20 protein-coding genes and 2 pseudogenes are annotated in these 12,721 nt (G+C 36.8%); 1 reads left to right on the top strand and 21 read right to left on the bottom strand.

The window, feature by feature from the left end; all coding sequences use genetic code 11:
- Positions 1–14: 14 nt before the first annotated feature.
- The 7 genes from MHI06_RS12120 to MHI06_RS12090 all read right to left on the bottom strand — a co-directional run bounded on the left by MHI06_RS12120 (position 15) and on the right by MHI06_RS12090 (position 4,424).
- The gene (locus tag MHI06_RS12120) at positions 15–650 is read right to left on the bottom strand and encodes a hypothetical protein (RefSeq protein WP_340401603.1); all 636 of its coding nucleotides are present in this window, start codon (positions 648–650) and stop codon (positions 15–17) included.
- Positions 647–1,180 carry a GNAT family N-acetyltransferase gene (locus tag MHI06_RS12115; RefSeq protein WP_340401602.1) on the bottom strand — a complete coding sequence of 178 codons (534 nt, stop codon included), beginning with the start codon at positions 1,178–1,180 and terminating at the stop codon, positions 647–649. Before MHI06_RS12115 ends, MHI06_RS12120 begins: the two co-directional genes overlap by 4 nt.
- Positions 1,181–1,528: 348 nt before the next feature.
- The gene (locus MHI06_RS12110) at positions 1,529–1,963 is read right to left on the bottom strand and encodes a GNAT family N-acetyltransferase (RefSeq protein ID WP_340402100.1); all 435 of its coding nucleotides are present in this window, start codon (positions 1,961–1,963) and stop codon (positions 1,529–1,531) included.
- A gap of 143 nt (positions 1,964–2,106) precedes the next feature.
- On the bottom strand, positions 2,107–2,676 hold the full coding sequence (locus MHI06_RS12105; RefSeq protein ID WP_340401601.1) for a hypothetical protein: 570 nt from the start codon (positions 2,674–2,676) through the stop codon (positions 2,107–2,109).
- Positions 2,677–2,708: 32 nt separating this feature from the next.
- On the bottom strand, positions 2,709–3,275 hold the full coding sequence (locus tag MHI06_RS12100) for a GNAT family protein (RefSeq protein WP_340401600.1): 567 nt from the start codon (positions 3,273–3,275) through the stop codon (positions 2,709–2,711).
- 2 nt (positions 3,276–3,277) lie between these two features.
- Positions 3,278–3,778 (bottom strand): GNAT family N-acetyltransferase, encoded by a 501-nt coding sequence (locus MHI06_RS12095; RefSeq protein ID WP_340401599.1) that lies wholly within the window; start codon positions 3,776–3,778, stop codon positions 3,278–3,280.
- A gap of 274 nt (positions 3,779–4,052) precedes the next feature.
- Positions 4,053–4,424 (bottom strand): hypothetical protein, encoded by a 372-nt coding sequence (locus MHI06_RS12090; protein ID WP_340401598.1) that lies wholly within the window; start codon positions 4,422–4,424, stop codon positions 4,053–4,055.
- Between the two features lie 286 nt (positions 4,425–4,710).
- Here MHI06_RS12090 and MHI06_RS12085 point away from each other — a divergent pair, with 286 nt between their 5' ends.
- Entirely contained in the window at positions 4,711–5,298 is a 588-nt protein-coding gene (locus tag MHI06_RS12085; RefSeq protein WP_340401597.1) for an SMI1/KNR4 family protein, read from the top strand.
- Between the two features lie 108 nt (positions 5,299–5,406).
- Here the strand turns inward: MHI06_RS12085 and MHI06_RS12080 are convergent, their stop codons facing one another.
- From MHI06_RS12080 to MHI06_RS12015, 14 genes and pseudogenes are all read right to left on the bottom strand, one after another.
- Positions 5,407–5,937, bottom strand: a complete 531-nt coding sequence (locus MHI06_RS12080) for an AAA family ATPase (protein ID WP_340401596.1) — start codon at positions 5,935–5,937, stop codon at positions 5,407–5,409.
- A gap of 12 nt (positions 5,938–5,949) precedes the next feature.
- Positions 5,950–6,435, bottom strand: coding sequence for an N-acetyltransferase family protein (locus MHI06_RS12075; RefSeq protein ID WP_340402099.1), 486 nt, complete (start codon positions 6,433–6,435; stop codon positions 5,950–5,952).
- Positions 6,436–6,510: 75 nt separating this feature from the next.
- Positions 6,511–6,864 (bottom strand): DUF952 domain-containing protein, encoded by a 354-nt coding sequence (locus MHI06_RS12070; RefSeq protein ID WP_340401595.1) that lies wholly within the window; start codon positions 6,862–6,864, stop codon positions 6,511–6,513.
- A 29-nt stretch (positions 6,865–6,893) separates the two neighbouring features.
- Entirely contained in the window at positions 6,894–7,424 is a 531-nt protein-coding gene (locus tag MHI06_RS12065; protein ID WP_340401594.1) for an AAA family ATPase, read from the bottom strand.
- Positions 7,425–7,506: 82 nt separating this feature from the next.
- The gene (locus MHI06_RS12060; RefSeq protein ID WP_340401593.1) at positions 7,507–8,043 is read right to left on the bottom strand and encodes a GNAT family protein; all 537 of its coding nucleotides are present in this window, start codon (positions 8,041–8,043) and stop codon (positions 7,507–7,509) included.
- A 25-nt stretch (positions 8,044–8,068) separates the two neighbouring features.
- Complete coding sequence (locus tag MHI06_RS12055) at positions 8,069–8,332, bottom strand: hypothetical protein (protein ID WP_340401592.1); 264 nt, start codon at positions 8,330–8,332, stop codon at positions 8,069–8,071.
- Positions 8,333–8,526: 194 nt separating this feature from the next.
- Entirely contained in the window at positions 8,527–8,961 is a 435-nt protein-coding gene (locus MHI06_RS12050) for a GNAT family N-acetyltransferase (protein WP_169478387.1), read from the bottom strand.
- Between the two features lie 121 nt (positions 8,962–9,082).
- Positions 9,083–9,626: pseudogene (locus MHI06_RS12045) on the bottom strand (AAA family ATPase).
- 110 nt (positions 9,627–9,736) lie between these two features.
- Positions 9,737–9,933: pseudogene (locus MHI06_RS12040) on the bottom strand (DUF4180 domain-containing protein); the annotation flags it as partial.
- Positions 9,933–10,499: a histidine phosphatase family protein gene (locus MHI06_RS12035; RefSeq protein WP_340401591.1), complete on the bottom strand. Its 567-nt coding sequence runs from the start codon at positions 10,497–10,499 to the stop codon at positions 9,933–9,935. The pseudogene MHI06_RS12040 and the gene MHI06_RS12035, both read right to left, overlap by 1 nt.
- 144 nt (positions 10,500–10,643) lie before the next feature.
- The gene (locus MHI06_RS12030) at positions 10,644–11,180 is read right to left on the bottom strand and encodes a hypothetical protein (protein ID WP_340401590.1); all 537 of its coding nucleotides are present in this window, start codon (positions 11,178–11,180) and stop codon (positions 10,644–10,646) included.
- Positions 11,181–11,246: 66 nt separating this feature from the next.
- Positions 11,247–11,714 carry a hypothetical protein gene (locus tag MHI06_RS12025; RefSeq protein WP_340401589.1) on the bottom strand — a complete coding sequence of 156 codons (468 nt, stop codon included), beginning with the start codon at positions 11,712–11,714 and terminating at the stop codon, positions 11,247–11,249.
- A 205-nt stretch (positions 11,715–11,919) separates the two neighbouring features.
- The gene (locus MHI06_RS12020) at positions 11,920–12,321 is read right to left on the bottom strand and encodes a lysozyme inhibitor LprI family protein (RefSeq protein ID WP_340401588.1); all 402 of its coding nucleotides are present in this window, start codon (positions 12,319–12,321) and stop codon (positions 11,920–11,922) included.
- A gap of 15 nt (positions 12,322–12,336) precedes the next feature.
- A complete protein-coding gene (locus MHI06_RS12015) occupies positions 12,337–12,573 on the bottom strand; it encodes a hypothetical protein (RefSeq protein ID WP_340401587.1) in 237 nt (78 codons plus the stop codon).
- Positions 12,574–12,721: the final 148 nt, after the last annotated feature.

Genomic DNA, 12,721 nt, shown 5'->3' with positions numbered 1-12,721 from the left:
TACCAACGGTTCCTTCACCGTAACGGATACAGCAATTCAACAGGTTCTTTCATCAGCTCTTCTTGGAAGATGTAATTGTGATCAGCTCCAATAATACAGAGTATTCTTTTTCCTGGATGAGCTTCAATTATATTTTTGACTCTTTGAATCATAATCTGATTACGCACAACCCAGCGAAAGTTCTGTGCCTTCGGGTTTACCTGATACAACCATTCATATTTTTGTTTGGTTACGCGATCGAATTCATTTGAATTAAAAGGAATCTCGCCGAACCTATACGTCTCCATTTGCTCCGCAAAGCAGTCATCATCCCGTTGTTCAAGTTCTTTGCGTTCCTCGCTCGAATAGCCGTTGAATGGTTCAAAAGCATTCCACACATCCAATTCAAACCAATCAATAGGGACAAATGTGATGTTCTGCGCCTCGCACAAAGGGAATATCAAATCCCAATACTCACTGGCCGGTTCTCCCCAGTATCCTCTATCATTTTTGTCCTTCAGATACCTCAACCAGCTCTGTGGATGAACTTCACCGCAAATAATATCTGGCTTAAACTCTTGAATCACTTCCTTGTAAAGGGAAAAAGAACAATGATATTTCTCCCTGAGTTCTGAATTATGAATGGTTCCGAGTATGCCAACCGTTGTCATGTGCCCAGCTCCTTTATCATGTGTATGTCTTTAGGCTCTTTGTCGTAGAGTTCTTGATCAATCTCACTTGCAATCTGACTGCCCTGGCTTCTGTAAAAGGATACCGCCGATCTCGTCTCTGTGGAGGAAATATACAGATACCGCGCTCCACGTTTTTTGGCCTCTTCACTTAACTGGTTCAGAATACGTTTTCCAATACCTTGTCTTCTGTACGCCTGAGAAACATACATCAAGTCAATTTGTAATTTATCACGTTCTCTGCCTCTGTATTGATGTGCCAGCACCCCGAACCCAATTAATCGATCTTCAGCAAAAGCGCCATACGCCATGCCGCCTTGTTCTAGTTCATACACATATCGTTTTTGAATCTCCTCCAACAGCTTTGCATCCCAGTTTGAGCACTCATGATCTTGTTCTAGCTCAACCAATTCGTTCTCTCTCATTTCATAAATAAGATCAATATGTTCCGAACGATCTATTTCCTGCAACTGGTTCACATCATCAAGGGTCAACGTTCTATACGTTATCATGGTCGTTGCTCCCCACCCTTTCCAATACATCTAAAATTCTATGGTATTATGGATCGAAGTCTGTATTTATCAAAAACTCTTTTATCGTACAAAATAGTGTATTCCTTGTTCTCTTCAATTAATTTTGACATATCCATTGGAACGGTTATTGTTCTTTCAATGTTATCAAAATTAATTACAGTCATCTCATTCTCACTAATTTTTTGAACAGTAACTGCTTCAAAAATTGAAGTTCGAAAGGAATTCCACAACAAAATTAAAAGCAATAAAAGTAATAGTGACATGATGAGTCCCTTATTCTTATTCACCAGTTCTTTTCATCTCCTATAAACAAATATGGTACTCGTCCTATAATCTTTTCTTCAAAAAATATTGAATGATTCCATCAGGATACTCATCAATGACTCCAAACACGTTATAGCCCATATTCTGGTAGAATTCCGGAGATTGATAAGAAAATGTACTTGTGTGTGAAAGCTTGCATCCTAATTGAGAAGCCATGCGTTCTGCTTGCATAATTAAAGATTTCCCGTATCCTTTCTTTCTGTGTTCTTCATCTATCCAAAAGTTATCAATATATAATGTCTCGCAATATGTAGCACAGAAAATCCCACCGACTGCCTTACCTGTCTTATCTCTCAAAAATAAATTAATACTTCTTCCGGGTTTAGTTAATAAGCCTTTGGTTTCTTTAAGATTATAGTTATATAAGTTATTACAAACGGTTTTATAATCTTCATCATTATCTTCAAATACAATTTGTAATTCATCCTCATCATTCATACTATTCAATGTTTAAGCCCCCCACTTAGAAAACCAACTCATGTAATCGTATACACTTTTAGGATTTCTCATTTTATTTCTAACCTGTATATCACTTCATCATCTGAATTGGTTCTATTCTCCCTAATAAACAACATGCTTATCTACCACGGTATCTCCTCTTTCAGCAACCCTGGATTACCTGCATCATTTTTTCCACTCTCACTCGAAACCACTTCCACATGGTGTTCAATCATTTGTATAACTTGGTTTTTATTTCTAGTGATCATTGCTGTCTTGCTGTTTTCGTTAATCACATCTAAAGCTGCAACTATATTATATTGATGGTTCCACTTCACAATCATCTGGCATAAGTTCTTGAATGACTGCTTATAATTCCACGCTTGCATACCTAATCTGGACAATACAAACCTCTTGATAATTCGATAATCTCTGATGAAAACATTTGGATTTAATACAAAAATCAAATCCGCTTCTTGTATGGATTTTAAAGTCCAATCTTTGTACTGTACTCCTTCTATGATCCAGGCATCTGTACGAACAATAGATAAGACGGAGTCATCCCTAACACTTTCAGGATATCTCAGATTTTCGGCACTTCTGTCCCAGATGAGATTGTCTAATTCATAGTAAGGAATACCGTATTGATCCGACAATTCTTTGGCTAATGTTGATTTTCCACTCCCGCAAGATCCAATAATTCGAATTCTCATACACTCTCCTAGCAACCTGTCGTTTTTGTTCATCAGTCTGTTAGCTTACACCCGTTGGGCTTATAATCTTTCTTCAAAAATGCATAGAGGACATTATCAACAAATCGATTTTTCCAATAATAATTTTCTTTCAATATGCCTTCTTCTCTGAAGCCAAGTTTATCAAGCAACTTTCTTGATCCCGCGTTCTCCGGCTCTACAAAGGCTTCAATCCTGTTTAATTCAAGATTCTTAAATCCATATTCAACGATTTCCTGAGCGACCTCGGTCATATAACCCTGCTGCCAAAACTCCGAGGCTAACTCATATCCCATCACAGCTTTATGATGTTGTTTCATCCAACCATGAAATCCGCATGTTCCAATAACTCTACCGTCCGACTTCAAAGCAATTCCCCAGCGGATAACCTGACCATTTTCGAATCGTTCATTCCATCTTTGTATGAGATCTTTTGCTTGTTTTATATTCGTAAAACTTTCTACATCGTAGAATCTTGTAACTTCATCTGAAGAAAAAATATGAAATATGTCTTGGCAATCACTCTGTTTAATCTCTCTTAGCAGCAATCTTTTGGTTTCTATTTCAGGAAATGGAGTCATTTTCACTTCACCTCAATTGAGTAAACTGCTACATTTTTCCCGATTATGTCTACATCCTTCTCGTGTTTCATGCCATTCTTTTGCGCGACTTTCATAGAGCCCACATTGCCATGTTGAATTAACGATATTAATCGTCTCTGTTTCAAGTGATCCATACCGTATTCTTTCCATGCTTTTGCTTGTTCGTATCCGTAACCCATTCCCCAGTGTTGCTCTACAACCCAGTAACCGACTTCAAGCTCATCCGTGCCTTCAATGATTTGAGGAATGAGTCCAGAGGTACCAATTAGCTTGTTATTCTCTTTATTGAATGAGAGTAACAGCCCCTTATCGTCTTTATTCCAGTTAATGAACTTTTCCAGACTTTGCATGGTTTCTTCCTTCGTCCAGGGTCCTCCATGTCTAATAAACTTCATCATATTCGGCTCACTTGTCATCTCAAAAAGTAAATCAAAATCATTTTTGGTATATTTCCGAAACATAAGTCGTTCTGTCTCCATCATTCTTTCAGCTCCTTTTGTATTCACTTCAAAATCGTTTGTTCGCGATCTACTGTCGATGTGAAAAACGCTTGTTTAATCTTTTCGGTAAAGCCACCACGTATTCTTCAGATATTCGATTTGGTCATCCCAATAGTAATCAGACAAAGTGAAATCCCTCCCTCATGCAATGTAATCGTATTCATAAATATTCAAATATTATAGAAGATTTTCATTCACTCACACCCTGGTTGTTGAGCTAGTGAGCAGAACCCTCATAAAATGCCTATCATATCTTTTAAAATTGCCGTGCACTGATCGTTATATCAACTTTATGTCCTATACTGCTGAAAACATAAACTTTGAAGTCTGTTGTTCTCCCTACAGCCAAATTCACTTTTTTTTGAGTTCCTTTATCAATCGGAACTTCAAGTCGAGTGTTATTGCCCACGGTAATTTTCATATAAAGATTGCTCTTACTGGTATTTTCAATCCACAGATGCGCATCCTCACCGTTATCAGGGTCCATTGTAAATCTCTTTTCATAAGAAGCATAACTACTATGATTTGTAGAATGGATGAGTTGAACGGACGAGGGTGCATTAACTGAATTTGTGGGGAACAATAATGATAAAGCCAGGCCAATTCCTACGAACATATGTAATGACAATGTATTCCGCTCCTCTATATCGTTACTATAAGACCAACCATTCCAATTACTTACATAATTGTACTACGAAAGCATGGGAGGGTCTATCCAACCTTAGCAGTTAATCCCATGCCCCTTTATCACCAGACACAGTTAAACCTTGTAGTTATCAATAAACTAGAGAAAATGATAAACTGATCTTAGTATTCATAACATATTGTAGGGGAAAGATTCTTCACACCAACGCAGTACTTTTACTTTATCTGCGTATAATTGCTTTATATTTTATGACTGGGAGGTCAACATAATGGATTTGGTGAACAAATTTTTAAATGGATTGAGAGCATCATTATCAACAGAAGAACTTGAAGAACTAAATACAGCGAGCGGTGCTACACAAGAAGATATAACTACATTAAGATCAAAATATCCAAATTGTCCAGAATCACTCATCGGTTTACTTGAAAATATTGATGGTACATATTGGAGGAAGTACGGAGATAAAGAAATTACGGTTTGTATTCTAGGCTCAGATGTTGGAGAAGGTAGATATCCATATTACTTACTCTCTACCCAACAAATGCTCGAAAGTTCAAAAAATGAAGAAGACGTCTCTTATCTTTTAGAATACGAAGATGAAGAGGATGCCGTTGACTCTAAGATCAATCGTGAGGGGCTTCTTCCAGAAAAATACATTCACTTTTCAGACTGTATGAATAATGGTGGAACATCCAGACTTTATATTGATTTTAACCCTACTGATGAAGGTGTACGTGGTCAAATCGTTCGCTTTTTGCACGACCCTGACGAATACGTAGTGATTGCAAACAGCTTTGACGAGTATTTACAGGGGCTTGTTAACAGTGGTTTTGCTTTTCTAAACGAAGAAGAGTAACTTCAGTAGGTTTGTATAAAGTTAAACATAAATTGGTTTAGATGAATAAAGAGACAGCTTTTTCGCTGTCTCTTTTACAATTAATCATGCAAAGTGACGAGGTACGGATTATTTCAATCGATATTTCTCGTTATTTATAATTTCACTTACTATTTCAGGTAGTTCTTCTTCTGTGAAATGATTAGTATACAGCTTGTTATCTACTTTCACATCCAGATTATTTTCAAACTCATCAAGCAGAATTACACTTCTTTCTTTCATTTGATACTCTTCTGCTCTCAAGCGATCTCTACGAATAATGGTTTGACGATCAACCATGAGTACAACATAAATTATGCGCACATTATAGTCTGCTAATTCTGTTAATAATCCATTAACGTCTTCCGGAAAAGCTACATAGTCCAAAACTACATCGTATCCATAATCCAATAGATTTTTCACTATACTGGCTATGTTTTTCCAAGTTAAGTCGTGTGTATCCTTATCAAGCCAAGGTTTACCTCGCCCTTTAACCGGAAAGTGACTAACCGCATCTCCAGAAATGTATGCACTTTTTTCTAAAGTCTGAACCAGCAGCTTTGAAGTTGTAGATTTCCCTACTCCAGCGGGACCAGATATAATATAAAGGTTAGTACTCATTTCCTATTCTCCTTACAAGATCTTTTGGAAACTTCCAATATCCAGTTTTCTATCAAATTTATATCCGATCTCTTTAAATAGAGCACATTGTTCATAACCATTTCTCTCGAATAATGATTTACTTCTGGTATTCTCCATGCAAATCGTCGCAATTAAGGTATGGAATCCTTGTTCTTTTGCAACCTTCTCAATAAAACTTAATGCTTGTTTCCCCAGGCCTTTTCCCAAAATGTCGGGCTTTAGATATATGGTGACTTCTCCGCAAATATCATATGCCTGTTTACTCTTATATTGGGTGATCAGTACATAGCCCATCATTTGATTGTTTTCAAGGATTACGTAAGTTTTATAACGCGTATCTTTGTTCATCACAGAGGTTTTAATCTGATCAAGATCTAATTCCTCCGTATGAAACGAAATCGTTGTATTCAATACATAGTAGTTATAAATAGCTCTAATTTCAGGAAGGTGTAGCTCGGCTACCTCTTCAAAAGTCACTATCGTCAATTACCATCCATCCTCTTCTGTTTCATTTTCTTCAAATATATCAGCGTCTATCTGTGAAATTCGAACTCACTGCATTTTCTCTAAATCAGCAGGTAGCGAAAATCTCCCTTCTTCATTAGGCTCAAAATCATATGTATGAACTACCGCGTCTAGATTTAACTCACCGTAAATATGAGGATATTCCCTGCCTTCATTATACAGATCTTCCCATACAACTTTGGATTTTATTTTAGATGCATCAAAGCAAAGTAATACTAACCCCTTTGTCCCAAGGTAATTATAATTAGCCACAGCTACAATCTTATCCATAGGTGAGCAATGAATAAAACCTTCCTTTTCTAAGGAGGCTGCTCTGTAAACCCCATTGATCAACGCATCTTCCCATTCTTTTCTTAAGAGTACATGTACAATCATCATCATAAAACCCTCCTATTAAAAACAAATGGTAATTATCTGGATAGGGCCTTATTCAATATGATATCTATGATTTCAATGGTCTCCAGATAATCTGTAGCAATGTGAGTTTGAAATTGTTCATCCTTGAAAGCTTCAACACACTTTGGTGCTTGTTGATACTGCCAGCCTCCAAATTCATCTCCTCGTTTAGCCAAACGATGATAAATTGTCTCTTCTATAGCCGTTAGGCAAAAATGATGAATGTCCTGATCGATCTCTTTTAACCCGTTATAGATGTAATGAAAGTTTTCCTCTTTATAGATGGTCATGGGGATGATTAAGTGTTTGTTGTATTTCTGCTTTACTTCTTTAGCCGTCTTTACGGTTAGAATTCTCCATAGCTCGATATCTTGAAAATCATCCGTCCGTTCCCTCTCCTCTCTACAATTCTCTGGGAGAAGTTTTCTGAGCATATAACCAATTTCTTCAGGATCATAGATCATACTGTTTGCAATTAAAGGTTGAAGTGCTTCTGCTGCCGAGGTTTTTCCGGAACCAAATGCTCCGTTAATCATGATGATCATTTCATCACTCCCAATCTAAATGTTACAAAAGAGAACAACCATGGAATCGAGCTTTTACTCGCAAGGGTGTGCTCCTTCTGCATTAAGTGGCGTTTATTCTTTTCCATTCATCTTCTAAAATGCTCATCTCGATTAGATTCCAGAATGTATCTTCATATCTTCTGGCATCGCGAATAAGTCCTTCTTGCACGAAGCCCGCTTTCTCATAACATCGGAGAGCTGAGATATTAAAATCAAAAACACCTAAACTAATCCGATGCAATCCTTCCTCTTCAAATCCAATTCGTAGTGCCTCATCGATCATTTGCTTCCCATATCCTTTACCCTGGTGTGGCTTGCCAAGGATCACCTTACCAATGCGCCCTGAACGATTATATCGATCGATACCACCAAGAGCAATATGGCCCACAATCTCCTGAGCGGATTCATCCACCACTTTATATATGAACTTATTCGAAGTGTTCTTATCATTCGCACCATCCAAATAATCAGATAGTTGTTCCCTGGACAGTGGATAATGGAACTGAGGGCCGGCCCACTGGAGCAGAAATGCTTCATCCCCACTCCATTCGATCAGTTGATCAAAATCTTCCGGTTCAAAGTATTGGAATGTAATCATATATATCTGCCCCTTCTTTTTTATGTTATATCATATACTCCTTCTGTTCTCTTGTATCATCATAATTATGAGCTTCATCAAACGCTCTGTTTCTTAAATTCATTTCACGAATGTAGTTTCGGACAACATTCATTGTACTAATTAAGCAGATGATGCCACCTAGAATACATATCGCCCCAATCCAATAATTAAGTTCAAAATCCACTTGATAATCACTCGGAGTATAACTGCCAGCTGCCGCTGACTGAAATGCCGCATAGCCTAACTTGGGAATCACCTCTTCAATCATCTTCGAGATCGTAATAATGACAATTCCTAACATGATAAATAGTAATGAGAAAATGAACTGTAAATGCTTCAGGACAAACTACCTCCTTTTATTTTCGAATGAAAATTGCTTTTCAAACCTACTCACATAAAATTCGATGCCAAACTAAACTTTTCCTTATCCTCCTTTTTCAAAATCTCGCAAGTCAGCTACGTTTATATATTTTCCAGTTTCTTATCCATTACTAAATGGTCTTCCCTGTGATACCCTGCCTTTTCATATGTGTTGATCGCTTGCATATTCTTTTGTCCTGTAAGAATCTTGACACTTTTTACACCAACGTTTTTGAATATGTTCTCCAACAATGTGATCATACGTAAAGCCAATCCGTTCCTGCGTTCAGATTCTAAAATGTACATTTCGGTTATTTCAGCTATAGACTCCTTGTAACAAAACGACTTAACAACTTGCCCACAAGCAAATCCAACCACTTGTTCTTCCAGTACAGCAACTACGATTGTTTCTCTTGTATGTATTAGTTCTTGTTGTACCTCATCTACATTTCGCCGAACTCCATTGAATAGGTAATTCAAGTCTACTAAAGCTTGCGCATCTGTTTGAACGGCCTCACGAACATAAAATTTTGTCATAAACATATCGTCTCCTTACTTTCACAAAGATTACTTTAGCATGCTGATCTTTTTTTTATCCCTCTCAGATAGTCAAAAAGCTGGAATACCATGTTATTGGATGCCCCAGCTTCGTTGTGTATTATTTGTTAGTTTCCAATGTTCCATGACGTGGTTTGAATAGGGAAGTAATAATCATTTCTGCACACTCTTCCGGTGTATTCACACTCGTATCAACCGAATAACTATAGTGAATGTTGGGTGCCATGATTTTATTTTGCTCATCGGATTGATCTTCTCTTCGATCCCCACGTTCGATATTCCGCTGACGACAAATGTCCAAAGGACAATATAACTCAACGATATCCAATGGGTACCCGTCAAAAATGTTTTTGACTTGTTCATAATGTGGCGTGAGCTCAGGTCTTTCGACAAGTATGCCATCGATCAGAACATGCTTCCCGCTATCTGAAAATAACTTTGCCGTGTGATACATCATAATGATGGCTTCACTAAGATACTTCCAGTAATCCCGTCTGGAGATGTTTATCTCCGATTGTATTTTCAAAAAGATCATTACCCACAACGTAGAAAAATGGTTCAGAGTAGTCTTGCATTGCTTCCACGATTGAAGTTTTACCAGAACTGGTTACACCATTCAAAAATATAATTTTGCCTTTTTCCATCGTAATCATCTTCCTTTTACATAGATTATGTTTAATAAAAGTATCACTGTGGAAGACATAGATTTGATACTGCTCCATACCAATGAGCATCGAAATAGGAAGGAATGTCATTATAGAACGCTTTCAGGATACATCAAGTGAATTCGCTTAAGCAGTTTCTCAATAGCCTGATCTTCATCGGGCAGGAAGAATATATCTTTTCCATTATTGCTTTCATATATAAAATCCTTAAGGCTCTTACTCAAATAATACGAAAATCACCAATGATTGCGATCTTGGTTTGGTAGTTAATGAACTTTTGAAGAACTATCCATTCCACAGTCTTATTACATCTTTTAATTCAAAATTTTCAAAACGTAATTTATAAATATCTGGCTTCTTTAATTGATCTAAAAAATCCAAACCATAACTTGAATCAAAATAATTCATCATCAAAGTCATTACAAGTCCATGTGTTCCAATAGCTATTTTCTTCCCAGCGTGTTCTTTTAATATGTTTTTAATCACTGCTATCGATCTATTCTGACAATCAGCATTAGACTCCCCACCTGGTAAAGAATAATCAAAATCATTAAATTTATCTCTAATAATTGACATTAACTCAGTGTTATCAATAGTTTCTTCAGCAAAAAACCTTTCCCTTAGATCTTCATATGTTTTGATATTTAATTCAAAGTATTGTGCCAACCCCTCAACACTAAGGATTGCCCGGTTATATGGGCTGGATATAATAACATCTATTCCTTCTACTTTAAGTATTTCAGTAGCTTTCTCAACATCCTTCTTGCCCTTAGTGGTGAGTCCTCTAGTAATTTCGCTTCCTTCATCGTATGGTGATTCAGCATGCCTAACCATATAGATGTTCGTCTTCATATAATCCTCCTTGAAATGCTGCTTTATTACGTTACCCTGTCTAATTTCGCTCTTTCCCTTTCCATGAACAAAATAAAGAGTAGTAGCGACGCTGCATAGATAGGTTGTGAGGCGATTCTTTGGCATGCTCGAATATACTTGATATCAGCTCTTTATCCTATCACATATGATGTTAACTATTTCCTCAGTAGGTAATAGACCATCAATAATCAGATCTGAATTTGGTTTTATTGTCTTCAACATACGTTCATATCCACTTCTCCCGCCTGATAAATAAAGACTTAAATCATCTAAAATAGATTCTGCATTCTTGTCTCTAAAATCTCTTAATATTCTTCTTGCCATTGCTATATCAAGAGGTGTATCTATGAAAATAGTCAGATCAATGTTTTTCAATTTGTCATGTAACCTTGCAAATGGATAATCCAACAATATGAATTCCGTATCTTCTGAAGAAATAAGATTTCTCAGATCAGAAATTAGTGGCTCTAGGTTCCACTCATTACAATCAGCGCCTCGCTCAACCCAGTTAACAACATCGTCGGGTCCTTCTAAATCATACTCATCGAAATATAAGGTCTTTGCATTATTTAGCACTTGGGTTAGACATGACGTAATAGTGGTTTTCCCTCCCCCCGATACTGCTGCAATAGCAATGATCTTAGGCATTTTATTCCTCATTGTTCCTCAGCCTCCTGGAGTAAATCACTGGATATTTTTTCGAATTTCAAGAGTTTCGTCTAACGTTCAACTATATTTCTTTTTTAATATTTCTAAATATTCAAGTGGGACTTCCGTAATTTTAGAAATGTCTGATGTTTCAAATCCTAGTTTCAGAGCCCTTCTTGCAACCTTCAAGTTATGCTTCACCTTAGTAATCTTATCTTTAAGTAACACGTCCCCAAAATCCAGATAATCATCAGCAATCTCACCATTCAAAAAGAACTCTATGTCATAGGTTCCTATATGTTCTTCTACGTAAAATATATTAACCGAACAAAATACCACTGCTTCTGTTGTAATAAAACTATATTTCAGGTATATGGCACGCTCTTCAAGACTTATAAATTCATCATATAACTTTCCCATAAAAGTATCATGATAATCGCTTTTGTTTTCATCACGCCAATTTCTATAGGTCTTCCAGTAATTCTCTTTCGTTCGTTTCATCGCATTATACTGCTTATCCCATTCAAGTAGAATTTCTTTATTCACCCAATCACTTCCTGACAAAATTATATGCACCCAAATAGATCCTTTTTATATGGTTGCTGATTTACGATAACGTTCCTGTATTCATAAACCCGAAGGGGTGTCTGCTGAATTTCCTCTTCCTAATCCATCCCACAGCTTGAATACATGTTATGCGCGGTTACTCTCTTCGAAGCATCACCTAAAACTTGTGATCAAGATTTCAACTCTATTTTTTACTTTGGTATAAAAACTCAACTTCAGCATCTAACAAATATCGATATTCAAATAATTGCATTGTTCTTTCCTTAATTCTCTCCCGTATAACCATGCCTAGGCTTACCGATCCTCGTGTTCCAAGGTAACCACTATTAATAAATGTCTTCTCTACAAATTTTGTTTCCTTTAAGTGATACTGTAACCATTCTTTCTGCGATTCAATTAGTGCTTCTCTTGGTTCTTCATCCAACTTAGAAAGAAGCTTTTTATATATTTGATTCAACTCTTTATCCCAAATCTCGGTATATTTGCTTTCCAACGCCCCCCATCCCATTGTTGTAATAATCTCATTTGAATTTTGAGCCTCATTAAATTCCACTTCATAATCATGATCTATAGGATTTCGAAGCATTTCATCATAAAATTCTCATTTCAATTCATAGTTCCCAATGCTCATGGATAACACTTCATTGTTAGAAGCATCTGATCGACCTTCAGTTATTTCTTTCAATTCCGTTCCATTACGTGTACTCACTACATCAGGAGGCAGTTCAGAATTCATTATTGATTTAGTTTCGCTGTTCAAGGTAGTCAATTGACTACTATTTTGGCAGGATGAAAACACTATCGTAATAAAAAATAATAAGAGTATCTTACCTTTCATAAATTAATCTCCTTTAATGGCGCATAAAGTTACTGTATCCACAACGTCCCACTGACTTAAGCAACCAATGGGAGCGGCCGAGATGCGGTTAGTCTGTACGGATGTATCCGCTGAATACACTTCCCTGCCATTCCCCTTCGGCGGACCG

The organism is Paenibacillus sp. FSL H8-0079 (assembly GCF_037991315.1).
Classification (GTDB): Bacteria; Bacillota; Bacilli; order Paenibacillales; family Paenibacillaceae; genus Paenibacillus.
This window is presented reverse-complemented; position numbering and strand designations above follow the sequence as displayed.

Bases quoted from the DNA above. Each gene is read 5' to 3' on its own strand.
- MHI06_RS12060 (WP_340401593.1), bottom strand. From the start codon at position 8,043: ATGATTACATTCCAATACTTTGAACCGGAAGATTTTGATCAACTGATC.
- MHI06_RS12070 (WP_340401595.1), bottom strand. From the start codon at position 6,864: ATGATGATGATTGTACATGTACTCTTAAGAAAAGAATGGGAAGATGCG.
- MHI06_RS12100 (WP_340401600.1), bottom strand. From the start codon at position 3,275: ATGACTCCATTTCCTGAAATAGAAACCAAAAGATTGCTGCTAAGAGAG.
- MHI06_RS12035 (WP_340401591.1), bottom strand. From the start codon at position 10,499: ATGAAGACGAACATCTATATGGTTAGGCATGCTGAATCACCATACGAT.
- MHI06_RS12095 (WP_340401599.1), bottom strand. From the start codon at position 3,778: ATGATGGAGACAGAACGACTTATGTTTCGGAAATATACCAAAAATGAT.
- MHI06_RS12030 (WP_340401590.1), bottom strand. From the start codon at position 11,180: ATGAGGAATAAAATGCCTAAGATCATTGCTATTGCAGCAGTATCGGGG.
- MHI06_RS12020 (WP_340401588.1), bottom strand. From the start codon at position 12,321: ATGCTTCGAAATCCTATAGATCATGATTATGAAGTGGAATTTAATGAG.
- MHI06_RS12105 (WP_340401601.1), bottom strand. From the start codon at position 2,676: ATGAGAATTCGAATTATTGGATCTTGCGGGAGTGGAAAATCAACATTA.
- MHI06_RS12080 (WP_340401596.1), bottom strand. From the start codon at position 5,937: ATGAGTACTAACCTTTATATTATATCTGGTCCCGCTGGAGTAGGGAAA.
- MHI06_RS12055 (WP_340401592.1), bottom strand. From the start codon at position 8,332: ATGATTGAAGAGGTGATTCCCAAGTTAGGCTATGCGGCATTTCAGTCA.
- MHI06_RS12050 (WP_169478387.1), bottom strand. From the start codon at position 8,961: ATGACAAAATTTTATGTTCGTGAGGCCGTTCAAACAGATGCGCAAGCT.
- MHI06_RS12065 (WP_340401594.1), bottom strand. From the start codon at position 7,424: ATGATCATCATGATTAACGGAGCATTTGGTTCCGGAAAAACCTCGGCA.
- MHI06_RS12120 (WP_340401603.1), bottom strand. From the start codon at position 650: ATGACAACGGTTGGCATACTCGGAACCATTCATAATTCAGAACTCAGG.
- MHI06_RS12110 (WP_340402100.1), bottom strand. From the start codon at position 1,963: ATGAATGATGAGGATGAATTACAAATTGTATTTGAAGATAATGATGAA.
- MHI06_RS12115 (WP_340401602.1), bottom strand. From the start codon at position 1,180: ATGATAACGTATAGAACGTTGACCCTTGATGATGTGAACCAGTTGCAG.
- MHI06_RS12085 (WP_340401597.1), top strand. From the start codon at position 4,711: ATGGATTTGGTGAACAAATTTTTAAATGGATTGAGAGCATCATTATCA.
- MHI06_RS12015 (WP_340401587.1), bottom strand. From the start codon at position 12,573: ATGAAAGGTAAGATACTCTTATTATTTTTTATTACGATAGTGTTTTCA.